Below are 22,474 nucleotides of genomic sequence, written 5' to 3' on the forward strand. Positions count from 1 at the left end.
CATGCCTCGAAAAAGGTTGGATTAAAGGGCGTTCAGCCCTTGCAACAGTGCCTTGTGAAACTGTGCCGGCTCTTCCATTTGCGGTGCATGGCCCAGGCCCGGGAATTCCACCAGGGTGGCGTGGGGAATCAGCTTGGTCACTTGCTTGCCCAGCACCGCGTAGTTGCCGAGCTTCGCCTTGACCGCCGGTGGCGCCAGGTCCTTGCCAATGGCGGTGTTGTCGGAGGTGCCGATCAGCAGCAGGGTGGGCATCTGCAGGTCCTTGAACTCGTAGTACACCGGCTGGGTGAAGATCATGTCGTAAATCAGCGCCGAGTTCCACGCCACCTGGGTGTGGCCGGGGCCTTTGTTCATGCCGGCGAGCATATCGACCCAGCGGTCGTATTCAGGCTTCCAGCGGCCGACGTAGTAGGTGTCGAGCTCGTATTTGCGGATGCCTTCGGCGGTCAGTTTCAACTCGCGCTCGTACCATTGGTCAACGCTGCGGTAGGGCACGCCGATGGCCTTCCAGTCTTCCAGGCCAATAGGGTTTACCAGTGCAAGTTGTTCGGTTTGCTGCGGATAGAGCAGGGCGTAGCGTGTGGCAAGCATGCCGCCGGTGGAATGGCCGAGCAGGGTAGCCTTCTGAATACCAAGTTTTTCCAGGAGTTGATGGGTGTTGATCGCCAGTTGCTGGAAGCTGTACTGGTAATTGTCCGGCTTGCTGGAGGTGCAGAAACCGATCTGGTCGGGAGCGATCACCCGGTAGCCGGCGTCGCTCAGGGCCTTGATCGATTCATCCCAGGTGGCGCCGCAGAAGTTCTTGCCGTGCATCAGCACGATGCTGCGCCCGTTGGCCTTGCCCTTGGCCGGCACGTCCATGTAGCCCATCTGCAGGGATTTGCCCTGGGACTGGAAGGTGAAGTGCTCTACCGGGTACGGGTATTGGAAGCCTTGCAGCTCGGGGCCGTAGGTCGGACCTTCTTCGGCGGCGAAGGCGGGCAGGGCGCTGCCGAGCAACAGGCTGGCGACGCACAGAGAGCGGATCTTGGACATGGTTAGAGCTCCGGGAACAGTGCCCGGATGCTGTGGCGAGGGGATTAACGGGAGATTAAATCCAGTGCAGGGTGAGCATGGCCAGTACCCCGTAGCGCGCCCCTTTGGCCAGGGTCACCAGCACCAGGAACCGCCAGAACGGTTCGCGCATGACCCCGGCCACCAGGGTCAGCGGGTCACCAATGATCGGCACCCAACTGAGCAGCAACGACCAATGGCCCCAGCGCTGGTAGTGGGTACGGGTCTTTTCCAGGTGCCTGGGGCTGACCGGAAACCAGCGTCGATCCTTGAAGCGCTCGACCGAGCGGCCCAGCAGCCAGTTCACCACCGAGCCCAATACGTTGCCGGCCGTTGCAACCCCGAGCAGCAGCCACACGCTGTAATGCCCGCTGATCAACAGTCCCACCAGCACCGCCTCCGATTGCATCGGCAACAGCGTGGCGGCGCCGAAGGCGGCGAAAAACAGTCCCAGGTAACCGGCAAGCATCAATCAGCGTGCCGGATAGTCAGCCACTACCACGTCTTTGCCATCGCGAGTCAGGCCGATGACCTGATAGGCATCGCTGCTGCCGTCCATCTCCATGCCTGGCGAGCCCATGGGCATGCCCGGTGCTGCAATGCCCAGCAAGTCGTCGCGCTTGCGCAGGGCCAAGACCTGGTCGGCTGGCACATGGCCTTCGACGAACTTGCCGTCGATCACGCCGGTATGGCAAGACGCCAGGCGTGGCGCCACGCCCAGGCGCTGCTTGACCTCGCTCATGTTGCTTTCCACATGGTCGTTGACCTTGAACCCGTTGCTTTCCAGGTGGGCAATCCACTTTTTGCAGCAACCGCAGTTGGCATCACGGTGCACGTCAATCGGGATCAGCTCGGCAGCCTGGGCCAGGGTGCTCATGAGCAGGGCCGACAGTGCGGCCAGTCGCAGGGTGGTTTTCATCGTCATCTCGTCGGATAAAGGGCAACAGCGGGGCATTCTCCCTGCTTTTTGGAAAAGGGTTTCCCGGGAGTGTTACGAGGTTTTACGAAAAACCGACAGCACCAGAATAACCGCCTGGTGCTGTCGGAAAACTGAGAGGGATATGACGGTTTTGTCAGGCTGGCGGGGATTCCAGGCGCTGCTTGAGCTGATCAAGGGCCTGGTTGGACAGTGCGATCATGCGCTCATGCAGGGTGGTCAGTTGCAGTTCGGTTTCATAGGTCAGGATGCGCTTGAACAGCGTGCCGTTGCCCTGTACTTGCAGCAGATAATGAATACAGCCATCGACCGCCAATGAGGTGAACGCGGTCTTGAACTCCCGCGGTCGCTGCGCAATCTGCACGCGATAGCTCATGGGAACCCGCACACCCAGCAGGTCGATGGTTTCAGTGAAACGATGACCGGCAGGCAATGAGCCGGCGATACCGGTGTCGGCGCCCAGGGATGTCGGATGCCATTCATGCCAGCGATCCGGTTGGGTAACGTAGTCGTAAACATCGTCGATAGAGGCTTGTATATAGCGTTCCTGACTGATCCGCTCCAGACGGATCGGGTGCTCAACTGCGTGCATGACACACCTCCTGTGTGGCGGAGCGAACTGTCAGAATAGTCCGGCTCCCGCGCATTGCACGGGAGCTTTCAGGCTATTTTTTCAACGCACCTTGAAGCGACCCATCAATGCAATAACCCGGCCATTGGCATCCAGCAGGCTCTGGGTGTTGTGCTCGGTGGCGTGGCCGCTTTGCACCAGCTCTTCGACCATGTGGCGGATGTGCACCATGCTGCGGTTGATTTCCTCGGTCACTGCGCTTTGCTGTTCGGCGGCGGTGGCGATCTGGGTGCTGAGGTTGTTGATATGGCTGACGGAGCCGGCCATCTCGTCCAATCCTGTGTTCACCCGGGCCGTGGCGTCAGCCGCAGACTGGCAGCTGGCCTGGGTGGCTTCCATGGCCGTCACCGAGGAACTCACGCCCGTGGTCAGGCGCGCCAGCATCTCATTGATCTGCGAGGTGCTGGCCTGGGTGCGGGCGGCGAGGGCGCGGACTTCGTCGGCCACCACCGCAAAACCCCGGCCTTGTTCGCCGGCCCGGGCGGCTTCGATGGCCGCGTTGAGTGCCAGCAGGTTGGTCTGGCCGGCGATGGCGCCGATCACGCCGAGGGTTTCGGTGATGCGGGCGGCATCCTGGCGCATGTTTTCCACGGTGTGGGTGGCGCTGGAGACCTCGCCGATCAACGCGCTGACGCTGCGGGAAGCTTCCCCGACCACCACCCGCGAACGGTCGGCGTGCTCATTGGCGCGCTGGGTGAACGCAGCCGTTTCGGCGGCGTTCTCGGCCACGGTGTCGGCGGTGGAACTCATCTCGGTGATGGCCGTGACGGTCTGGTCGGTTTCCGAGGCATGGCGCACCAGGATCTGGTTGGTCTGGGCCGACGTCTGCTGCAATTGCGCCAGGCTCGACGACATGGCGCCGGTGGCCAGGGTCACTTCTCCGATCATGTTTTGCAGGTAGACGATAAAGCGGTTCACCGAATGGCCAATCGCCCCCAGTTCATCCTCGGCGCGGATGGTGATGCGCCGGGTCAGGTCGGCATCGCCGTTGGACAGTGCGTCGATATTGGTCTTCAGCGCGGTCATCCGGTGCACCAGCTGGCGGATGGCGTACACCGCCAACAGCACCAACAGCAGGATCATCGGGATTTGCAGCATCGCCAACGTGCCCAGTACGTCATCACGTTGGGCGGTGATCAGCGAGGTCGGCAGCGCAGTGGCGAGGAACCACGGGGTGCCTTCGATCGGGCGCATGAAGAACGTGCTGGCCACGCCCTGGTTGTCGAACTCGCTGCGTTGCAGGGTTTGATCACGATGGGCCAGGCCGGCGCTGACCTGGGCGGCAAAGGCCGAGGTGCCGGCCAATTCGCTGATGTTCTTCAACACCACGGGGCCGCTGATGCGCGTGCTGTTGCTGATGATCTTGCCGTCGCCTTCGACGATCAGCATTTGCCCGCCGAGGTCTTTTTCCTTGCTGGCCACCAGGTCGTTAAAGAAGCCCAGGGTCACGTCGATGGTGGCGACGCCATAGGCTGCGCCGTCACGCTGGATCGCCATCGCGCAGTTGGTGCGTGGCTCCTGGCTGGCGTCATCCTTGTAGGCCGCCGCCCAGGCGCACTGGCCGCGGGGCGAAGCGAGGCCGCCCTTGTACCAGCTCTGGTCGTAGTAGTTGGGGGCCGCGTCGCTGTTCCAGAAGGTGTTCACCGCCAGCTTGCCCGAGGCATCGCGGTGCCAGAAGGTGCTGTGCTTGTTGCGCCCCGGCGTGCGCTGGTTGGGCAAGGGCCAGATGCCGCCGCCGAACACTTTCAATTCGCCGTACTGGTCCACCAGGCCTGGCAGCACCTTGTCGATGGCGTCGCTGTCCAGCAGCGGGATGGTTTGGGTGATGCTGCGTTGCTGGGCCTGAACCTTGTTCAGTTCGCCCTGGATCTGCTCGGCCACTTCGGCAATGCGATTGAGGGCCACCTGTTCTTCGGTGTGGCGCAGCTTGGGGGCCACCAACTGTCCGATGCCCACCACCGTCAAGACGAATAACAACAGGACGAACAGCACCAGGAACAGGGTGTAGCGGGCTTGGATAGAGCGCAATGAGGGCATGGGGTCGTCCTTACGAAGCGTTTATTGTGCGACGCGGCTTTGTTAGAGCTTCGAAGGGCTATCGGCTTGGGACGGGCGAGCTTGAGGCACTATCGTGCAAGAAAAACCAGGGCAGGGATTCAAGGAGCGGAGCTGGCGAGCCAGCCCCGATCCGGCGTGGCAGGATTATTTGTCCAGCATCTGCATGACCGCTTCCGGGTAGCGCAGCCCGGCTGTAGCGTTGGCCGGGAAGATGGCCTCCAGCGCCGCCAACTCGGTCGGGCTCAGCTTGACCTCCAGTGCCGCGACGTTCTCTTCCAGGTATTTGCGTTGCTTGGTCCCCGGGATCGGGATCAGGTAATCCCCTTGCGCCAGCACCCAGGCCAACGCCAGTTGCCCGGCGGTCACGCCCTTGTCGGCGGCCAGGGCTTGTACCTGTTTCACCAGCAGCAGGTTCTTCGCAAAGTTTTCACCCTGGAAACGCGGGCTGAACCGGCGATAGTCATCCGCCGCAAAGTCATCCGGGCTTTTCAGCGCGCCGGTCAGGAAGCCTCGGCCCAGTGGGCTGTAGGGCACAAACGCGATTCCCAGGCGTTGGCAGGCCGCGAGGCAACCGTTGTCTTCCTGATCGCGGCTCCATAACGAATATTCGCTTTGCAGGGCGCTGATGGGATGCACCTTGTGGGCGCGCTCCAGGGTAGCCGCCGACGCTTCACTCAAGCCCAGGTAACGCACCTTGCCTTGCTTGACCAGTTCGGCCATGGCGCCAACGGTTTCTTCAATCGCCACTTCGGGGTCGATGCGGTGCTGGTAATACAGGTCCAGGGTTTCCACGCCCAGGCGCTTCAAGGTGCCGTCGATGGCCTCGCGAATGTATTCCGGGCGGCCGTTGACGCCACGCAGTGCCGGGTTCGCCGGGTCGCGCACGATGCCGAACTTGCTGGCGAGGAACACCTGGTCGCGCTTGCCGGCGATGGCCTTGCCGATCAGCGCTTCGTTGGTGTGGGGGCCATACATGTCGGCGGTGTCGAGCAGGTTGATCCCCAGTTCCAGGGCGCGGTGCAGGGTGTATATGGCTTCAGTGGTGTCGGTGCCGGTGGTGTAGAAATCGGTCATGCCCATGCAGCCGAGGCCGATGGCGGAAACCTGAGGGCCGTTCTTGCCGAGTTGACGTGTGTGCATGGGTCCAGCTCCTGTGTGGGAAGGGCTCCATTGTTGCCCTCGACAAAAGCGGGATAAACCGGCTAAAACCACTATCACTATTATGAAATTCTAAATAATCCCTGAAGGAAACCAGCCAGTGGACCGTTTCAACGCCATGCGCGTGTTTGTGCGGATTGTCGAGTTGGGCGGCTTTGCCAGGGCGGCCGACAGCCTGCAACTGCCGCGTGCCTCGGTGACCATCCTGATCAAGCAACTGGAGGCGCACCTTGGGGTGCAACTGTTGCAGCGCACCACGCGCCAGGTCAGCCCGACCCTGGACGGCGCCGCTTACTACCAGCGTTGCGTGAGCCTGTTGGCGGACCTTGAGGAAACCGAGGCGGTGTTCTCCACCAGCCGGCGCAACCCGCGCGGCACGTTGCGCATTGATATGCCGTCGGGGATCGGGCGCTTCCTGGTAATTCCGGCAATGCCCGAGTTCACCACGCGTTACCCGCAGATCGATCTGGAAATCGGCCTCAATGACCGCCCGGTGGACCTGATCCGCGAAGGCGTGGATTGCGTGTTGCGCGGCGGCCTGGCGCTGGACGAGTCGCTGGTGGCCCGGCCGCTGGCGATGATGGATCAGGTGACCTGCGCCAGCCCCGGCTACTTGCAGCAGTTCGGCGTGCCATCGACGCTGGATGAGTTGGCCGGCCATCAAGTGGTGGAGTATTTCTCCAGCACCAGCGGCAAACGCTATGGCCTGGAGTTTCAGATCGGCAGCGACATCCGCTTGGTCGACCTGCCCAAGCAAGTGGCGGTCAACAGTGCCGATGGTTACCTGGCGGCCTGTGAGGCGGGTTACGGCCTGGTACAGACGCCGTACTACCACGCCGTTCGCCAGTTGGAAGCGGGCACGCTGGTGGAGGTGCTGGCGCATCAGCCGCCGCCCAGGTTACCGCTGACGGCGCTGTACCCGCCGCATCGCCAGCTGTCGCAACGGGTGCGGGTGTTTGTCGATTGGCTGGTGGAGTTGTGTGCCCGGCCGGGCAATGGGTTGCAGCGTCAACCTTGAGCCTTTCGGTAGGCGCCGGGCTGGAAGCCGGTGACCTTATGGAAGGCCCGGGTAAACGCCGCCACCGATTGATAACCCACGGCGAGGGACACGTCCGCTACGGTCTGGTCCTGCTTGAACAGTTGGCAGGCGTGGCGCACACGCATCATCAGCAGCACTTGCCCCGGCGACTGCCCGCACAGTTCATTGAAGCGCTTGAAGAACGCCGAGCGCGACAGGCCGGTGCAGGCGGCCATGCTTTCCAGGGTCCAGGGCTCGGCCGGGCGTGCGATCAACTGCTCCAGCAGGTTGGCAAATGCCGGTTGTCGAGCCAACGCCGCGAGGCCGCCGAGGTCGGTGTTGTCCAGCACCTGTTGGCGCAGCACATACAGGAACAGCAGGTGGCACAGGCGCTCCAGCAGGGCGGGCGAGGGCGCCGGCGTGCGCTCGCATTCCTGCAGGATCAATTCGAACAGGTTGCGCGCGGCGGTCAGCGATGGATCACCGGCCCGCAGGATGATCCAGGCGGGCAGGGTGTCGACAATCATCGCCGACAGCCCGGACTGGAAGTGAAAGAACCCGCACACCAGGCCCACGCCGTCACTGGCCTGGCTGTCCAGTGGCAGCATCGGTTTGCGCGGGCATTCCTGGGCGCCGGTGGCGGTGCCATCGCTGGACAAGCGGTACGCCAGGTCTCGCAGCAGGAAGACTGCATCGCCGTTGTTCAATGGGTAAGGGGTCGAGTCGCCGTCGATGTGCATCCAGCACTGCCCTTGCACCACCAGATGAAAACTCGCGCTTGCCAGGCCATGGGTGCTGGCGTGCCAGTCGCCGCAGTAACGCCCGACGTGAAACAGGCTGGTGTTGAGTTCAAGGCTATCTAATAACCAATCGACGAGTGAACTGGACGAATTCATCTAACGGAAAGACTCTAGAGCAAGTAATCGCTACTTTAGACTATTGAGCGGATTTTTTATAACCAACAGACTTGGTACACGAATCCATGAGGAGACCACTCCATGTCCCGCGTACCGATGCTAACCCTGGAAACCGCTCCTGAGGCGGCCAAGCCCTTTCTGGAAAATGCCCTGAAGGGTTCCGGGTTCATCCCCAATCTGTTGGCGGTGCTGGCCAACGCCCCGGCAGCCCTGGAAACCTACATCACCGTGTCGGGCCTGAACGCCAAGTCTGACCTGAGCCTGGCCGACCGCGAAGTGGTGCAACTGATTGCCGCCACCAACCACGGTTGCGATTTCTGCGTCGCCGGGCACACTGCCGTAGCGCGCAACAAGACCAAGCTGCCGGAAGACGTGATCGACGCCCTGCGCCAGCGCGGCGAACTGCCCAACGAGCGTTATGAGACACTGGCCGCGTTCACCCGTGAAGTGATTGCCACCCGCGGTGATGTCAGCGACGCCGGCTACACCGCGTTCCGTGAGGCAGGCTACACCGACGGTCATGCCCTTGAGGTTATTCTGGGTGTGAGCCTGGCCACCCTGTGCAACTTCGCCAACGTGTTTGCCCGTACCCCGTTGAATCCGGAACTGGCGCAATACCGTTGGGAAAAACCGGCTAGCTGAAGGCGCGCAAGCGTTCGCGATGGTAAACATGCTGCAACAAGGAGAAACATGAATGCTTGACCCAATCTTGAGCCGTTGGCTCGATGTTCAAGCGCAGGCCCTGGATGTGGGCAGTTGCGATCCGCAGGAAGTGCTGCCACGGCTGGCAGAGGCCAATGTATTACGTATCGGTGTGCCCAAGGACCTCGGTGGCCTGGGCGGCGATGTCACCGGCGCGGTGGAAGCTATCGCCGACGTAGCTAGCCATTCCCTGGCGTCGGCGTTTGTGTGCTGGGGCCAACGCTCGTTTATCGAATACCTGCTGCAAAGCCCGAACCAGCGCCTGCGCGAGCAACTGCTGCCGGACCTGCTGAGCGGCAAGCTGGCCGGGGCGACCGGGCTGTCCAACGCGATGAAGTTTTTGTCTGGCATCGAGTCGCTGCAAATCAGCGCCGAGCCGACCGACGACGGCTGGAATCTCAATGGCCGCCTGCACTGGGTGACCAACCTGCGCAAGAACGGGTTTGTGGTGGCTGCCGCCATCGAGCATGCCCAGGGCGGCGCGCCGTTTATCCTGGCGATCCCGGACTCGGTGTCCGGCCTGCAACGTTCCCGCGACCTGGAACTGCTGGGCCTGCAATCGAGCAATACCGCGGCCCTCGGCTTTGAAGCCGTGGAGCTGAGCCGCGACTGGTTGTTGCATGAGGATGCACGCAAGTTCCTGCCGGCCGTGCGCCCGGCGTTTCTGGGCTTGCAATGCGGCATGTCCATCGGCCTGGCGCGGCGCTCGCTGGCGGAGGTGGCCAATCACCTGGGCTCCAGCCGCACCGTATTGCGTGAAGAGCTGGAAGTGTTGCGTACCTCCTTGGAACAGGCGGTCAACGACCTGAAGAAAGGCCTGCTGGCCGGCCGCTTCGGCACTGAGCCGGTACCGTTGTTCCGCCTGCGCATCGCCCTCGCGGAAATCGCTGCCAGCGCTGTGCAACTGGAGCTGCAAGCCAGCGGCGGCAAGGCCTACCTGACGGCCCACGGCAGCGGTTTTGCCCGGCGCTGGCGCGAGTCGGCATTTGTGCCGATCGTGACCCCGAGCCTGGTGCAGTTGCGCACCGAGTTGAACCGTCAGGCCAATCTATGAGCCAGGCGGTATTGCACGCCCAGGGAATTTGCCTGGGCTATGCGGGCAATTCGGTGCTGGAAGGTTTCGACCTGCAATTGCAGCCCGGCGAAGTGGTGTCGATCCTCGGCCCCAGCGGCGTTGGCAAGTCCAGCCTGCTGCGGGTGCTCGCCGGTTTGCAAGCGCCCCAGGGCGGCAGCATCCGCCTGTTGGGCGAGCCGTTGAATGGCCCGCACCCGCGCGTGGCGGTGGCGTTCCAGGACCCCAGCCTGCTGCCGTGGCTGAGCCTGGAAAAGAACGTCGCCTTCGGCCTGGACTTTGCCCGCCAGCCGCACCTCAGCCCTGAAGAACGTCGCAGCCGGGTCGACCATGCGATCCACGCCGTAGGCCTGGAACATGCCCGCCAGCAATTCCCGGCGGCGCTGTCCGGCGGCATGGCCCAGCGCACGGCGCTGGCGCGTTGCCTGGCACGCCAGCCGCAGGTATTGCTGCTGGACGAGCCCTTCGGTGCCCTGGATGAAGTGACCCGTGCCGACATGCAGCACCTGCTGCTCAAGGTCAATCGCGAGCAAGGTTCGGCGGCGGTGCTGATCACCCACGATATCGACGAAGCGCTGCTGTTGTCCGACCGGATTCTGCTACTGGGTAACCGCCCGGCGCGGACCCTCGGCGAATGGCGCATCGACTTGCCGCAACCGCGGGAAGAACAGGTGGAAGCCATCGGCACCCTGCGCATCGAGATTCTCAAAACCCTACGGCGGGCGAGCCGCACTGACCCCCAACCCCCTGAACTGCTGGAGCCTTGCCATGTGTCTGGATGACCTCACTCACTCGCGCCGTGACTTTCTCAAACTCTCGGCCGTGCTCAGTGCCGCCGGAGCCTTGCCACTGCTGAGCAGCTTGCAGGCCCGGGCGGCCAGTGAGCCGGACGCACCGGTACGCATCGGCTATTTGCCGATCACCGACGCCACGCCGTTGCTGGTGGCCCACAACAATGGCCTGTTCGAGGCCGAAGGCATCAAGGCCGAGCGCCCGGTGCTGCTGCGCAGTTGGGCCCAGGTGATCGAGGCGTTCATTTCCGGGCAGGTCAACGTGATTCACCTGCTGTCGCCGATGACCGTATGGGCGCGGTATGGCAGCAAGGTCCCGGCCAAGGTCGTGGCCTGGAACCATGTGGGTGGCTCGGGTTTGACCGTATCCCCAGGCATTACCGATGTGAAGCAACTGGGCGGCAAGTCGGTGGCGATTCCGTTCTGGTACTCGATCCACAACGTGGTGGTGCAGCAGCTGTTCCGCGACAACGGCCTGACCCCGGTGGCCCGCGCCGCCGGGAGTGCGATTGCCGCCAACGAGGTCAACCTGATCGTGTTGCCGCCTTCGGACATGCCGCCGGCCCTGGCCAGCAAGCGCATCGACGGCTACATCGTCGCCGAGCCGTTCAACGCCCTGGCGGAAAACCTCAACGTGGGCCGCGTACAGCGCTTTACCGGCGATGTGTGGCGCAACCATGCGTGCTGCGTGGTGTTCATGCACGAGCATGACCTGACCAACCGCCCGGAATGGTCGCAGAAGGTGGTGAATGCAATCGTCAAGGCCCAGGTCTGGACCCGCGACAACCGTGAAGAGGCGGTGAAGCTGCTGTCCAAGGACGGCGAGAACCGCTACACCCCGCATGCCGAACCAGTGCTGCGCAAAGTCCTGGCGCCGGCTGCCAGCGACCGTGCGGCTTACCTGGCTGACGGCGCGATCCAGCACGCCAACTGGGACGAGCACCGCATCGACTTCCAGCCGTATCCATTCCCCAGCTACACCGAGGAACTGGTACGCCGCCTGAAAGACACGCTGATCGAGGGCGACAAGAAATTCCTCGCCGACCTGGACCCGGCGTTTGTCGCCAAGGACCTGGTGGACGACCGCTTCGTGCGTAATGCGATCGCGGCGGTGGGCGGCATGAAGACCTTCGGCTTGCCTGAGGGCTTTGAGCGAAACGAGGAGATTGGCGTTTGAACAACGGCAAAACCTTGGGGTTGCCGGGCTGGTTGCTTGGCTTGAGCGGGTTGGCGGGGTTGTTGTTGCTCTGGTGGCTGGGGGTGAAGGTCTTTGGCAGCGCGGACGGTTTGTCTGCGCGGTTTTCGCTGTCGGCGACCCTCGCCAGCCTGTGGGAGTTGCTGGGCCGCAGCGAGCTGTACCTGAACATAGCCGTGAGCCTCAAGCGGATCTTCGTCGGGCTGTTCCTGGCATTGCTGATTGGTGTACCGCTGGGCTTGCTGGTGGGTAGTTCGCGCAAGCTGGAGGCGGCAACCACGCCGGCGTTCCAGTTTCTGCGGATGATCTCGCCGCTGTCGTGGATGCCCATCGTGGTGATGTTGATGGGCGTGGGCGACCAGCCGATCTACTTCCTGCTTGCGTTCGCTGCAGTGTGGCCGATTCTGCTGAATACGGCGGCGGGTGTGCGTCAGCTCGATCCGCGCTGGTTGCAACTGAGCAAGAGCCTGAGCGCCACGCGCTGGGAAACCTTGCGCCGGGTGATTATTCCCGGGGTGATGGGGCACGTACTGACCGGCGTGCGCCTGGCCATCGGGATCCTGTGGATCGTGCTGGTGCCGTGCGAGATGCTCGGGGTCAGTGCCGGGCTGGGTTATTACATCCTCGACACTCGCGACCGGCTGGCCTACTCGGAGCTGATGGCGATGGTGCTGCTGATCGGCTTGTTGGGCTTTGCCCTGGATGCGTTTGCGCGCTGGTTGCATCAGCGCTGGGTGCATGGAGGGTGAACACCTCATGCAAAGGCTCGGAGGCTTTCCGGGCCTTTGCGATGTGCTCAGGGTTTCACGTAGATGCGCAGGTCGCCTGGAATATCGTTGGGCTGTAATGGCCGGTTCGGGTCTGGCGCAGGGTTTTTTGCTTTAAGCCCGATGCTGCTGTGGGTCATGTTCCTGTTGTCAAAAACCCCGATGCCGATGCTTTCCGTCAGTTCCGCCAAGCCCGGAACACCTTCGGAGGTGTTCATGTGTGCGCTTCCCACTAACGCGACCCACTTTTCGGTGCCGGAGTTTGCCTGGATGGTTTCCGCAGCGTAGTAGTTGAACTCCTTGAGCCGCTTTTCAGAGTTGACGCCAGTGCGGGTGCGATCACGGGATTTGTCGTGTCTATGTCGCGTCAGGTAATAGTGATCGAGGGGTAAAAGCTCTATTCCATTGTCTTCAAATTTTTTCTTGAGTTGCTCCAGTGTTGGATTCGTGCGGCGAGTGTTGCTGTTTCCGAGCATTCCGATTCCATCATCAACGGGGCCACCGATGTAGTCGATATACCCTTCGAAATAGACTTTTTTGACACCCTGGCTTTTTAGCGTATCGACGTTGTCGAACAGCATTTTAAAGCTGGCCATCTGCGAGTGAGACTCTCCAAACACCACGCCGTTTGATGCTTTCAATGCCTCTGTGATCAGATCGGCTGCGGGGATCGGTACGGGGATATCGGGGATTGTAGGGCGCGGCGGAAGGCCTCCATCCTTGATCGCCTCATAATAGTCCTCCATTTCCACCCGAAACTTATCCAGCGTTGCCTCGCGGGTGTCGAGCTTGAAATGGTCGACTTCGAGCCGTCCTTTCAAACTTTCCACGTATTGGCCCTCGGGTAACGGCTTCCTGATTCGAGGTGGGCGGTTGACAGTGTTTATCGGGTTAAACCGGTGAGTGCTCTTGCTCGAAGAGGCATAGGCGTTGGGGGAGGGCTCCAGCGTATCAGCGCTACTGAACGCTTGCAGGGGGCTGCCGTACGACTGGTGCTTTTGTGCGTCGAAAGCGTACCACTTGCCCTTGATCTGCACCGCGCTGCCCTCGACCGTCTGCTCGCCCATCTGGAATGAGCCGGTAGCGGCTGCGTCATATCGAGTGCCGGCGGCGGCAAGCTCGCTGTTGCTCGCTGTACCCTTGAGCGTTTTCAAGCCCTGGGTGGCTGCGTTTGCGCCGTCGATGGCGAGTTTTCCCGCGCCGACTACCAGGTCGCCAAGTCCGCTCAGCGGATTGAGTTCCGAGAGTGCGGTAACCCCGAAAATCTTGCTCAGCTTGAGGGCTTTGCTGGCCGCGCTGCTGGCAGTGCTCAGGGTTTTTCCGACCTTCGCGGCGACGCCTGCACCTGCCGTGAGAAAGCCGAACGCATCAAATGCCAGGTCGGAGAACCCATCTTTATAGTTGCCATTACTGAAGTTGACGATGGCCGACCTGAGCGGAACAAGGTCGAGAAAAAAGTTGCCGATGGTGCTGGCGACCGTCCTTCTATGCTCATCCGGCGTACTTCCGGCCGCTTGTTGCCTGACGGTTTCCAGATCGAGCCCCTCGACAATTGAATCCGCAAGGTACTCCGCCCGGAAATTCCTGAACAGGTTGGGATTGGATCCCTCGAGCGGGTTCTCTTGCTTTATATAGTCGCGCTTGGCATCGAAGGTGGAGAACTCTTCTATTCGGGTTACTTCGTTGGCGATCTTCTGGTCCTGGCGCGTGATAACTGCGTTGCTGACTTTCCTGATGCTGCCTTTTTCGGTATCGAACTCATAGGTGGACGGCTTGTTCTGGTGTTTTGTGGTGACCAGTATTTTTTTGCTTGTATGGAAGAGGGTTTCTCCCGCGAATGGTGTCCAGCTGACTCTGTAGGATTTTTCTTTGTAGAAGTTCAGCTTTCCTAACCGCCAGTTTTCTTTGTCCTCCGGTGGAAGGTTGGCGAGGGCGTTCAAGATGGAATATTTCTTGACGGTTTTATAGTCGCTTATGGTCTGGCTGATGGCTTTGTCAAAGGTGTCGGGGACTTTAAAGCCGGGGCCATGGGTAAAGGTGGCGAAGGCATCAAGGTCGACGCCATGCGTTCCAGGTTTGAGCTCCCAGTCTGATGCCGTTATTTTCTCGCCTTGCATGGTCAGGTCCAGCATGGAATAAGGGCCGCGAGTGGGGATCGTCTTGTTGGCGGTTTTGTTGGGCTTGAGCAACACCTTCTCTTCAAAGGGGACGCCTTCGCCAAATTTTTCCTTGAGCAGGTCCAGCGCCATCTGCTTGCGGCTGGGCATCGGGGTGTCAAGCAAGCCGGAGGCGTGTTTCAGCTTGCCCAATTGATAGTTGAACGCGTCCATGGCGGTATCAATGTCTGGTTTTTCGTAAAGCGTGTCGTCTTTCGCCTCAAGCACCCCATTGACCACGGCCCAGTCCAACAATGCCGCAGTTTGGGCAGCTTCGGGCGCGGGCCCACTTGAGTCGGCGGCGATCATCACTTCGGCAAAACTCATGTTCGCTACGCTGCCAGGGGACCTGGCTTCGATGGCGGCCGCCGCGATGCACAGGTTGGCCCAGGCCAGGCTGCCGTAGACCACGCTGTCGGGAATATCCTTGATCAGCAACTGCGGTGCCGCCCGCATCAACAGCAGATGCGTACCCAGCGAGGCGTTGGCAGGTGAGGTTTTGCCGGTATCACTCAAGTGCTCGCGCAGGCCGGCGACGATCGCCGAGGTGGGTTTGCCCCAATATTGTTTATGTGACAGGTCGAATCCGGCCACTTTGTTGCGATGCGGTTGGGTGATGGATTCCTGATCCAGATCGAGGTTGATGGCCGCCAGTACGTGATCATTCACACTGCTATCAGTCGGAATGCTCTCCAGTTTGGTCTGCAAGGCCTCTCCCAGCGCCTGGCCTCGGGGGGAACGGATGAGGGCTTCCAGCGTTTTGGCCGGATCGCTCGAGGCGTCGCTGGAGAGCGGCAGGTTACCGTTCAGAAACTCCAGGAGCCCCCGCTGCTGGCTTGCTTGCTGAACATCCGGAGCGCCAGCGGCATGTTCTCTGGCGGCGGTGAGCAGTTCGTTCTGCTGAGGTGTGCTCAAGGGCAGGGGCCAGGACAAGGCGCCGCCCAGATTTCCCCATGGATGGGGGTGGGAACGTGTCAGCGATGTGCGCGCCAGGGTCAGCAGCTCATCATGGGTGGTTGGCTCGGGCAGGCCCATAGCCTTGAGAAAGTTTGCAAGACTCACGGCGTTAGCACTATTTGGGGTGTAAGAAGAGTTGGGCGCGAGGTCCATCAGCGTGCTTCCCAGCGCAGATTGCACCACCAGAAACGGCGCGTTCGGTCCTGCCAACGTGGCGACATGAGTGAGCTGCTGCGCCAGTGCCTGCCAGTTTTTTCGGTCAGCCAGCGCGGTCTCCAAGGCTTTCGGGCCATTGGGGGGCGGTGTGTCAGCCGCGGGGTCCGGAATGTCCGTTGCGCTTTGCAATATTTCATCGGGGAATGACGGTATATCGGGGAGTGGTATCGGAGGAGGGGGCGGTGGTGGGTATGCAGTGGAGGAAGGAACCGAGTTGCTGACTATCATCGTGAACACCTTTAGGCACGCTCATTCAGGAATGCGCCTTTCAGGAAAACCTCCCTGCTTCCTGGACGCTCTTGCTGAGTGTCGGAAGCAGGGGGAATGGCTCCGCCTGTAAAGTGTTCAAGATGTCAGAAAATGTACGGATGACCGATCAGCGATGGTAATACCCCGGTCCGCCTTCGCTGTAGCGATGGTCATGCCAACCGCCGCCGCCGTGGGGGAAAATAATGCAGCCGCTCATGCTCAACATGATCAGCAAGGGAATCAGCAGTGTGATTCGACGAAGCATTTCAAAATCCTCTAGGGTGCTCTCAGGTTCAATCAGGCGTTGGGCAAGCCAAAGTTTTTCATCGCCTGTAACATGAGACCCCGCCGACCCCAATCCATCCCCGCTAACAGGTATGTGCTTGGTGTGGTAGTCGATACAAAGTGGACACAATTTTTTAGCTTCAGGAACCCGTCATGACCCAAAAGCAACGTTTGAAATACTCGATTCTGATCTCCCTGCTGGTGCTGGGGACGATGTTTGGCCTGTCCTACTTGCAGAACAACGGGGTCATCAGCGAAAAGACGTTCCAGTACATCGCGATTGCGGTAGCGGTAACCGTGGTGGTGATCAACGGTGTGATGCGTCGCAAGGTCAAGCCTAACCTTTGAGTCAGGCCCGGCCTTCCAGGACTTTGGCAGCCTGCTCGTGCAGGCTGTAGCTCTTGTCGGCGTTCAGGGTGATCACGCCTTCGGTGCACAGGCGCTTGAGCACCTCGCGCACGCTGAGAAACGACAACGGGATGCCCAGCTCCAGCAAATGGCTGTGCACGCCGCGCACGCCGAGGGTGCGCTGGTTGTCGGCGGCGGTCAGCAGGGCGTCGATGACCTTCAGCCGGATCAGGCTGGTGCGCAGGCCAAAGCATTTGAGCAAATGACGAATGCGCTGGTTGCCATGTTCCGGCGCCTTGCCGAACGCCTGGTTGCCGGTGGCAAAACCTCCGTCATGCATGGGTGAGTGTCCTTCCGTGGGCAGTTGCGAGTTGTACATGCAGAAACTCCTTATCAGAGCCTGATCAGGAAAATGATGGCGCTCTTAGTTAATAAGACGTACGAGCTGCACAAATCATGAAGCGGGGGATGTAGAAATTTTGTCGGTAACATCCTGGAGACATACCGACCTGTCCGAATAAACGCCTGCGGCTGCTAAAATTATTCCCGGTATTTACGTCTTAACTGAGGTGTTGGCGAAGCTGTCCCTCGTCGCGGTGTTTAATTTGGCTGTGGAGTCTGCGTGATTATTTCCAACGGGTTGTTCAGGGTGTGTGTGGCAGGGGCGTTGCTGGGGCTGAGTCTTTCGGCCGCGGCGCGGGTGCAGGAGCAACAGGCCACCGCCGAGATCCGTCGCACCAGCTTTGGTGTACCGCATATCCGGGCCAACGATGAGCGTGGGCTGGGGTTCGGCATCGGTTATGCCTATGCCCAGGACAACCTGTGCCTGCTGGCCAATGAGGTGGTAACGGTCAATGGCGAGCGTGCCAGGTACTTTGGTCCCGAGCAGGCGACCCTGGAAGGGCGTAACAACCTTGCCAACGACGTGTTCTTCACCTGGCTGAACACCCCCCAGGCCGTTGCGGCATTCTGGAAGGCCCAGCCCCCGGCGATGCAGCAGCGCATTGAAGGGTATGTTGCCGGTTACAACCACTACCTCAAGGAGCGCACTGCCCAGGGTTTGCCGGCGCAGTGCCAGGCGGCCTGGGTACGGCCGATCACGGCCGAAGACCTGGTCAAGCTGACCCGCCGGCTGCTGGTGGAAGGTGGCGTCGGGCAATTTGCCGAGGCCCTGGTGGGGGCCACGCCGCCCAACACCGTCGCCCAGGTGGACAGCAAGGCGTTTGAGGTCGCGGCGGCCAACCAGCAACGTTTCGCCCTGGACCGTGGCAGCAACGCGGTGGCGGTGGGGCGTGACCGTTCGTTCAACGGCCGCGGCATGCTGCTGGCCAACCCGCATTTTCCGTGGGTGGGCGGCATGCGTTTCTACGAGATGCACCTGACCATCCCCGGCCAGCTGGATGTGATGGGCGCTGCGTTGCCGGGCCTGCCGGTGATCAATATCGGCTTCAACCAGCACGTTGCGTGGACGCACACCGTTGATACGTCCAAGCACTTCACCCTGTATCGCCTGACTCTGGACCCCAAGGACCCGACTCGCTATTTGCTGGACGGCAAGTCCGTGCCCATGGATAAAACCACGATCAAGGTAGCGGTAAAAACTGCCGACGGCGGTACCCGGGAACAGTCCCGCACGGTCTACAGCTCGCAGTTCGGCCCCATCGTGCAATGGCCGGGCAAACTCGACTGGGACGCCAAATATGCCTTCAGCCTGCGGGATGCCAACCTGGGCAACGACCGTGTGCTGCAACAGTGGTACGCGATGAACCGCGCGGCGAACCTCAAGGAACTGCAAACCTCGGTACACACCCTGCAAGGTATCCCGTGGGTCAACACGGTGGCAGCGGATGACCAGGGTCAAAGCCTGTACATGAACCTGTCGGTGGTGCCGAACGTCAGCGCGAAAAAGCTCGCACAGTGCAGTGACCCACGGGTCGGGCTGCAATTCATCATGCTCGACGGCTCTCGCAGCGCCTGCGCCTGGGACGTGGACCCGCGTGCCGCCCAGGCCGGGATCTTCCCCGCCGAGCAACTGCCGCAACTGGAGCGCACCGACTACGTGCAGCACTCCAATGACTCGGCCTGGCTGGTCAACCCCAAGGCACCCTTGACCGGGTTCTCGCCCGTTATCAGCCAGGACAAGATCGGCTTGGGCCCGCGTGCGCGCTTTGCCTTGCAACGCTTGCAGGAGCTCGACAAGCAACCGATCAAGGTCGCCGACCTGCAGAATATGGTCATGGACAACCAGGTGTATCTTGCCAGCCAGGTGATGCCGGACTTGCTGAAGTTCTGCGCGGGTGCCGATGCCAGCGTGAAATCGGTGTGCGACAGCCTGAAAAACTGGGACCAGCGCGCCAACCTCGACAGCGGCCTGGGCCTGGTGCACTTCATCAACCTGGCGGAGCAACTGGCGCAAGCGCCGGACGCGTGGAAGGTGGGTTTCGATCCGGCACAACCCCTGACCACACCACGTGGGCTGGCGGTCGATCGGGCAAACGTGGCCAAGGCACTGCATGAAGCGATGCTCGCGTCAGCCGCCGACGTGGCCAAGCGCGGGCTGACGGCGGACAGCCGCTGGGGTGATATTCAGGTCTCGGGTCAGACACCGATCCACGGCGGCCCGCAAGAGCTGGGCGTTTATAACGCCATGCAAAGCGTGCCTCGGGCCGATGGCAAGCGCGAGGTAGTCAGCGGCAGCAGTTACCTGCAGATCGTGACGTTCGACGAGAAGGGGCCCAATGCCGAAGGTGTGCTGGCATTCTCCTTGTCCAGCGACCCCGCGTCGAAATACTTCAAGGACCAGACCCAGGCGTTTTCCGAGAAAAAACTCAGCCCGCTGCCGTTTACCGAACAGCAGATCAAGGCGGACCCGCAGTATCAATTGCAGGTTATCCGTGACAAGGAAGAAGCCGGGCGGTAGGGTAGCCCACCAGGAATGCCTGCCCCTTGAGAGAATATTTTTTGAAATCAAGGGGTTGCAAGCCCTGGCAAATGAGTACATAATTGCGCCCATCGAACGCACTGAAGCATTAAAAACTTCAATGTTTTCAATGAGATAGAGTAGAGGCAAGCTTCACATAGCCCACTCAAGTTTGTATGCGGTGAATGTCGGTTGTAAGGCATTGATCGTTTGAGGCCGAGTAGCAAAATGGTTATGCAGCGGATTGCAAATCCGCCTACGCCGGTTCGATTCCGACCTCGGCCTCCACTCTTAAAAACCCCGTAGATCAATGATCTACGGGGTTTTTTATTGAGCTCGAAAAAAGAGCCGCCCCCCGGATCTTTTCCATTTTGTCGTTTAGCGATAGCTCCAACGCAGGCATCAATCTTCTTTGCGGTCTTCGGCCGGAGTTCATGAATTGACCCCGGCGATTCCTTCCACGACTACGGTACTAGCGCCCTGGCTCCCCAGCCAATCTCAGTCAGACGCTGTTCCTGAACCTTCTTTCTGAGGCATGTGAATACCCTTGTGCCCATAAAAAGGAGTGTGCGGATGGGTTCTTACTGGAGTGAGGTTGCTGACAGGCCTTCGCGCTTCATCAGCTTCAGCTCCCGACGAATCTACTGGGTAGTACATGGCTCGATGTGGAGTCGGAGCCACTCGGTGCAGAATCAGTCGCCCTCATTCAATCTCGCGGCCTGAGCCGCGGCCGAAACCTCCTCAAGGGCGAATCTTCAGTGTTCCGCACCTCCTCATTTTGAAACGCCAAAATGTAGCCAAATGTACCCGACGGTAAATGTTTCGAAATGTGAAAAAAATGTCCGACATAACTTGGTAATTGAGTTAGATTCCTATTAGCATTCTCGAAATGTTAACGCGCTTGACCCACTCGTCGTAGGAATCCTCGTTTTGAAACATCACTTTTCTGCCAGTCTGTTGCTTGCTGGCGCTTGCAGCGCTGCGTCCCTCGTTCACGCCACCGAAGACTTGACGTTGCCGACTACCCAGATCGAAGCGAGTAGTGAACCTATTGACGGTCCAACCGTGGGCTACAAAAGCAACCCGTCGTCCAGCACTACCCGTCTGGGCTTGACGGACAAGGAAACCCCGCAGGCCGTGACCACCATCACTCGGCAAGCCCTGGATGACTTCAAGATCACGGGCATCAAGGATGCGCTGCGTGCTGCGCCCTCGGTGACCGTGGAGCAAACCGAAACCGATCGTACGGAATTCACCTCGCGCGGCTTCGATATCAACAACTTTGAATACGATGGCGTGGGCATGCCCTTCGTGGGAACCGTATTGGTCGGTGATCAGGACTTGGCCGAGTTCGAGCAGATCGACATCCTGCATGGCGCCAATGGTTTGATGAGCGGGGCTGGCAACCCGTCGGCCACGGTCAATTTCGTACGCAAACGTCCGACCGAGACCTTCCAGGCGCAAATCGATACCAGCGTCAGCTCATGGGATGGCCGTCGTGTGGACGTGGACGTTTCCGGGCCGTTGACGGATACCGGCAACGTACGCGGCCGCTTCATTTACTCCCACGACAAAGGCAACTCGTGGATGGATCGATACAGCCATGAGCGCAACGTCGCTGCCGGGTTGTTGGCGTTCGATGTGTCCGATGCCGACACCGTAACCGTGGGTTTCTCCCAGCACGACAGCAATTCAAACGGCAGCACCTGGGGTAACTTGCCGTTGGTGGATAACGATGGCAACGCCATTCACTATGGCAGCCGCAGCTCCAGCATCGGCCAGCCATGGACCTATTGGAACCTGCGTACCCAGCGCACATTCGCTGAGCTCAAGCATGATTTTGGCAACGGCTGGAACGCTACGGTCACCGCCACGGGCATCACCGAAAAGCAAGACACCAACATGATGTATGTCGCCGGGGTCAGCGGTGATGACGCCTCAGTGTTTGCCGCCAATACCACCAGCGAGGCTCATCAGTTGCTGGGCGAGGCCAAGGTCTCCGGCCCGTTCAGCCTGTTTGGCCGAGAGCATGAGTTGACCCTCGGTGCCGCCTATGGCCGCACCCATCAGAAGGCCCGGGAATACGATGCGGCTGCAGATGGCTACTACGACGTTTCATTCTCGGATGTGCTGGCGGGCAATCTGGCGCATCCGTCGTTCCTGTTTACCAGCGACGCCAATACGCAGAATTTCACGGACACTCAGAAAAGCGTGTACGCCGGTGCCCGATTCAGTCTGGCCGATGATCTTCACTGGATCGCCGGCGCGCGGATGATCAGCCTGGACGCTTCCGGCGACAGCTATGGTTCCGACTACTACACCCGCGCACATGGCAAGGTGACGCCTTACACCGGCCTGGTCTACGACCTGGACAAGCAGTGGAGCGTGTATGGCAGCTGGACGAAAATCTACAGCGCTCAGTACAACCTGGGCAGGGACGGCAAACTGCTTGCTCCGCTTGAAGGCAAAAGCATGGAAGCCGGTGTGAAGGGCAGCTTGCTGGATGACCGCCTCAACGTCACCGCCGCGGCGTTCAAGACCGAACAGCAGAATGTCGCGGAGTATGTCGGCCTGGTGGGTGGCCGGTCCGTTTACGACCCCATGGATTACAAGAGTCACGGAGTAGAGCTGCAAGCCTCTGGCGAAGCGCTACCCGGCCTGGACGTGCTCGCCGGGTATACCTACGTGCGCATCGACAACGACGATGGCGACAAGGCCCGTAAGTATGTGCCAACTCATAGCGTGCGCGGCATGCTCACCTATCGCTTGCCAAGTTTGCCCCAAGCCAAGATCGGTACACGGGTAAGCTGGCAGAGTGCAGTGGAAAACGACACGAACAGTGCCATCCACCAGAACGCCTACGCGTTGCTCGATTTCATGGCCAGCTATGACATCGACAGCAACTGGAGCACGTCGCTGAACCTGAACAACGTCACCGATCGCAAATACCTGCTATCGCTGTACAACAGTGCCACGACCGCCAGCTACGGCGCCCCGCGTAACCTGGTAGCTTCCGTTACCTGGAAATACTGATACCGCCTGGG

General features: G+C 60.5%; 19 protein-coding genes and 1 tRNA gene. 10 read left to right on the forward strand and 10 right to left on the reverse strand.

Translation table 11 applies throughout. The annotated features are described in order from the left end of the window. Positions 1-21 precede the first annotated feature (21 nt). The 6 genes from HX786_RS00480 to HX786_RS00505 form a co-directional block, all read right to left on the reverse strand. Positions 22-1,035: an alpha/beta fold hydrolase gene (locus HX786_RS00480; protein ID WP_178911535.1), complete on the reverse strand. Its 1,014-nt coding sequence runs from the start codon at positions 1,033-1,035 to the stop codon at positions 22-24. A gap of 55 nt (positions 1,036-1,090) precedes the next feature. Next, positions 1,091-1,522 (reverse strand): YqaA family protein, encoded by a 432-nt coding sequence (locus HX786_RS00485; protein WP_178911536.1) that lies wholly within the window; start codon positions 1,520-1,522, stop codon positions 1,091-1,093. 3 nt (positions 1,523-1,525) lie between these two features. Continuing rightward, positions 1,526-1,972 carry a DUF411 domain-containing protein gene (locus HX786_RS00490; RefSeq protein ID WP_003207550.1) on the reverse strand — a complete coding sequence of 149 codons (447 nt, stop codon included), beginning with the start codon at positions 1,970-1,972 and terminating at the stop codon, positions 1,526-1,528. Between the two features lie 154 nt (positions 1,973-2,126). Then, positions 2,127-2,582 carry an SRPBCC family protein gene (locus HX786_RS00495; RefSeq protein ID WP_003207553.1) on the reverse strand — a complete coding sequence of 152 codons (456 nt, stop codon included), beginning with the start codon at positions 2,580-2,582 and terminating at the stop codon, positions 2,127-2,129. Positions 2,583-2,663: 81 nt separating this feature from the next. Next, a complete protein-coding gene (locus tag HX786_RS00500; RefSeq protein ID WP_087692367.1) occupies positions 2,664-4,658 on the reverse strand; it encodes a methyl-accepting chemotaxis protein in 1,995 nt (664 codons plus the stop codon). A 165-nt stretch (positions 4,659-4,823) separates the two neighbouring features. Continuing rightward, positions 4,824-5,819, reverse strand: a complete 996-nt coding sequence (locus HX786_RS00505) for an aldo/keto reductase (RefSeq protein ID WP_177044730.1) — start codon at positions 5,817-5,819, stop codon at positions 4,824-4,826. 118 nt (positions 5,820-5,937) lie between these two features. On the opposite strand from HX786_RS00505, the gene HX786_RS00510 reads away from it, so the two are divergent. Continuing rightward, on the forward strand, positions 5,938-6,855 hold the full coding sequence (locus HX786_RS00510) for a LysR family transcriptional regulator (RefSeq protein WP_177067445.1): 918 nt from the start codon (positions 5,938-5,940) through the stop codon (positions 6,853-6,855). On the opposite strand, the gene HX786_RS00515 is transcribed toward HX786_RS00510, so the two are convergent. Next, complete coding sequence (locus HX786_RS00515; protein WP_087692364.1) at positions 6,846-7,751, reverse strand: AraC family transcriptional regulator; 906 nt, start codon at positions 7,749-7,751, stop codon at positions 6,846-6,848. The two genes, HX786_RS00510 and HX786_RS00515, sit on opposite strands and share 10 nt — an antisense overlap. Positions 7,752-7,853: 102 nt before the next feature. Between HX786_RS00515 and HX786_RS00520 the strand changes: the two genes are divergently transcribed. Genes HX786_RS00520 through HX786_RS00540 form a run of 5 tightly spaced genes read left to right on the forward strand, consistent with a single transcriptional unit; the run spans position 7,854 to position 12,281 of the window. Further along, positions 7,854-8,414 carry a carboxymuconolactone decarboxylase family protein gene (locus HX786_RS00520; RefSeq protein ID WP_178911537.1) on the forward strand — a complete coding sequence of 187 codons (561 nt, stop codon included), beginning with the start codon at positions 7,854-7,856 and terminating at the stop codon, positions 8,412-8,414. A 52-nt stretch (positions 8,415-8,466) separates the two neighbouring features. Further along, positions 8,467-9,528, forward strand: a complete 1,062-nt coding sequence (locus HX786_RS00525; RefSeq protein WP_003207563.1) for an acyl-CoA dehydrogenase family protein — start codon at positions 8,467-8,469, stop codon at positions 9,526-9,528. Beyond that, on the forward strand, positions 9,525-10,328 hold the full coding sequence (locus HX786_RS00530) for an ABC transporter ATP-binding protein (RefSeq protein ID WP_003207565.1): 804 nt from the start codon (positions 9,525-9,527) through the stop codon (positions 10,326-10,328). Before HX786_RS00525 ends, HX786_RS00530 begins: the two co-directional genes overlap by 4 nt. Further along, positions 10,315-11,514 (forward strand): ABC transporter substrate-binding protein, encoded by a 1,200-nt coding sequence (locus tag HX786_RS00535; RefSeq protein WP_010171568.1) that lies wholly within the window; start codon positions 10,315-10,317, stop codon positions 11,512-11,514. The genes HX786_RS00530 and HX786_RS00535 overlap by 14 nt, the downstream gene beginning before the upstream one ends. Before the next feature lie 14 nt (positions 11,515-11,528). Further along, positions 11,529-12,281 carry an ABC transporter permease gene (locus HX786_RS00540; RefSeq protein WP_172834573.1) on the forward strand — a complete coding sequence of 251 codons (753 nt, stop codon included), beginning with the start codon at positions 11,529-11,531 and terminating at the stop codon, positions 12,279-12,281. Positions 12,282-12,328: 47 nt separating this feature from the next. Here the strand turns inward: HX786_RS00540 and HX786_RS00545 are convergent, their stop codons facing one another. Both HX786_RS00545 and HX786_RS00550 read right to left on the reverse strand, forming a co-directional pair. Continuing rightward, positions 12,329-15,691: a membrane-targeted effector domain-containing toxin gene (locus HX786_RS00545; RefSeq protein ID WP_256734766.1), complete on the reverse strand. Its 3,363-nt coding sequence runs from the start codon at positions 15,689-15,691 to the stop codon at positions 12,329-12,331. A gap of 313 nt (positions 15,692-16,004) precedes the next feature. After that, positions 16,005-16,142, reverse strand: coding sequence for a hypothetical protein (locus tag HX786_RS00550; protein WP_003207572.1), 138 nt, complete (start codon positions 16,140-16,142; stop codon positions 16,005-16,007). 173 nt (positions 16,143-16,315) lie between these two features. Between HX786_RS00550 and HX786_RS00555 the strand changes: the two genes are divergently transcribed. Then, the gene (locus tag HX786_RS00555) at positions 16,316-16,510 is read left to right on the forward strand and encodes a hypothetical protein (RefSeq protein WP_003207574.1); all 195 of its coding nucleotides are present in this window, start codon (positions 16,316-16,318) and stop codon (positions 16,508-16,510) included. A 1-nt stretch (position 16,511) separates the two neighbouring features. Here the strand turns inward: HX786_RS00555 and HX786_RS00560 are convergent, their stop codons facing one another. Continuing rightward, positions 16,512-16,889: a hypothetical protein gene (locus HX786_RS00560; RefSeq protein ID WP_032899365.1), complete on the reverse strand. Its 378-nt coding sequence runs from the start codon at positions 16,887-16,889 to the stop codon at positions 16,512-16,514. A 243-nt stretch (positions 16,890-17,132) separates the two neighbouring features. On the opposite strand from HX786_RS00560, the gene HX786_RS00565 reads away from it, so the two are divergent. From HX786_RS00565 to HX786_RS00575, 3 genes are all read left to right on the forward strand, one after another. After that, entirely contained in the window at positions 17,133-19,430 is a 2,298-nt protein-coding gene (locus HX786_RS00565) for an acylase (RefSeq protein WP_178911539.1), read from the forward strand. Between the two features lie 214 nt (positions 19,431-19,644). Then, positions 19,645-19,718 (forward strand) — tRNA-Cys (locus tag HX786_RS00570). 642 nt (positions 19,719-20,360) lie between these two features. After that, positions 20,361-22,463, forward strand: coding sequence for a TonB-dependent siderophore receptor (locus tag HX786_RS00575; RefSeq protein WP_003207678.1), 2,103 nt, complete (start codon positions 20,361-20,363; stop codon positions 22,461-22,463). The last annotated feature ends 11 nt before the right edge of the window (positions 22,464-22,474 follow it).

This window comes from Pseudomonas sp. 21615526 (genome assembly GCF_013386245.1).
In the GTDB taxonomy this organism is placed as follows: Bacteria; Pseudomonadota; Gammaproteobacteria; order Pseudomonadales; family Pseudomonadaceae; genus Aquipseudomonas.

Excerpts from the sequence above, each read along its gene's own strand:
- HX786_RS00525 (WP_003207563.1), top strand. The coding sequence starts at position 8,467 with ATGCTTGACCCAATCTTGAGCCGTTGGCTCGATGTTCAAGCGCAGGCC.
- HX786_RS00520 (WP_178911537.1), top strand. The coding sequence starts at position 7,854 with ATGTCCCGCGTACCGATGCTAACCCTGGAAACCGCTCCTGAGGCGGCC.
- HX786_RS00480 (WP_178911535.1), bottom strand. The coding sequence starts at position 1,035 with ATGTCCAAGATCCGCTCTCTGTGCGTCGCCAGCCTGTTGCTCGGCAGC.
- HX786_RS00500 (WP_087692367.1), bottom strand. The coding sequence starts at position 4,658 with ATGCCCTCATTGCGCTCTATCCAAGCCCGCTACACCCTGTTCCTGGTG.
- HX786_RS00490 (WP_003207550.1), bottom strand. The coding sequence starts at position 1,972 with ATGAAAACCACCCTGCGACTGGCCGCACTGTCGGCCCTGCTCATGAGC.
- HX786_RS00495 (WP_003207553.1), bottom strand. The coding sequence starts at position 2,582 with ATGCACGCAGTTGAGCACCCGATCCGTCTGGAGCGGATCAGTCAGGAA.
- HX786_RS00555 (WP_003207574.1), top strand. The coding sequence starts at position 16,316 with ATGACCCAAAAGCAACGTTTGAAATACTCGATTCTGATCTCCCTGCTG.
- HX786_RS00505 (WP_177044730.1), bottom strand. The coding sequence starts at position 5,819 with ATGCACACACGTCAACTCGGCAAGAACGGCCCTCAGGTTTCCGCCATC.
- HX786_RS00550 (WP_003207572.1), bottom strand. The coding sequence starts at position 16,142 with ATGCTTCGTCGAATCACACTGCTGATTCCCTTGCTGATCATGTTGAGC.
- HX786_RS00560 (WP_032899365.1), bottom strand. The coding sequence starts at position 16,889 with ATGTACAACTCGCAACTGCCCACGGAAGGACACTCACCCATGCATGAC.
- HX786_RS00485 (WP_178911536.1), bottom strand. The coding sequence starts at position 1,522 with ATGCTTGCCGGTTACCTGGGACTGTTTTTCGCCGCCTTCGGCGCCGCC.
- HX786_RS00530 (WP_003207565.1), top strand. The coding sequence starts at position 9,525 with ATGAGCCAGGCGGTATTGCACGCCCAGGGAATTTGCCTGGGCTATGCG.
- HX786_RS00535 (WP_010171568.1), top strand. The coding sequence starts at position 10,315 with ATGTGTCTGGATGACCTCACTCACTCGCGCCGTGACTTTCTCAAACTC.
- HX786_RS00515 (WP_087692364.1), bottom strand. The coding sequence starts at position 7,751 with ATGAATTCGTCCAGTTCACTCGTCGATTGGTTATTAGATAGCCTTGAA.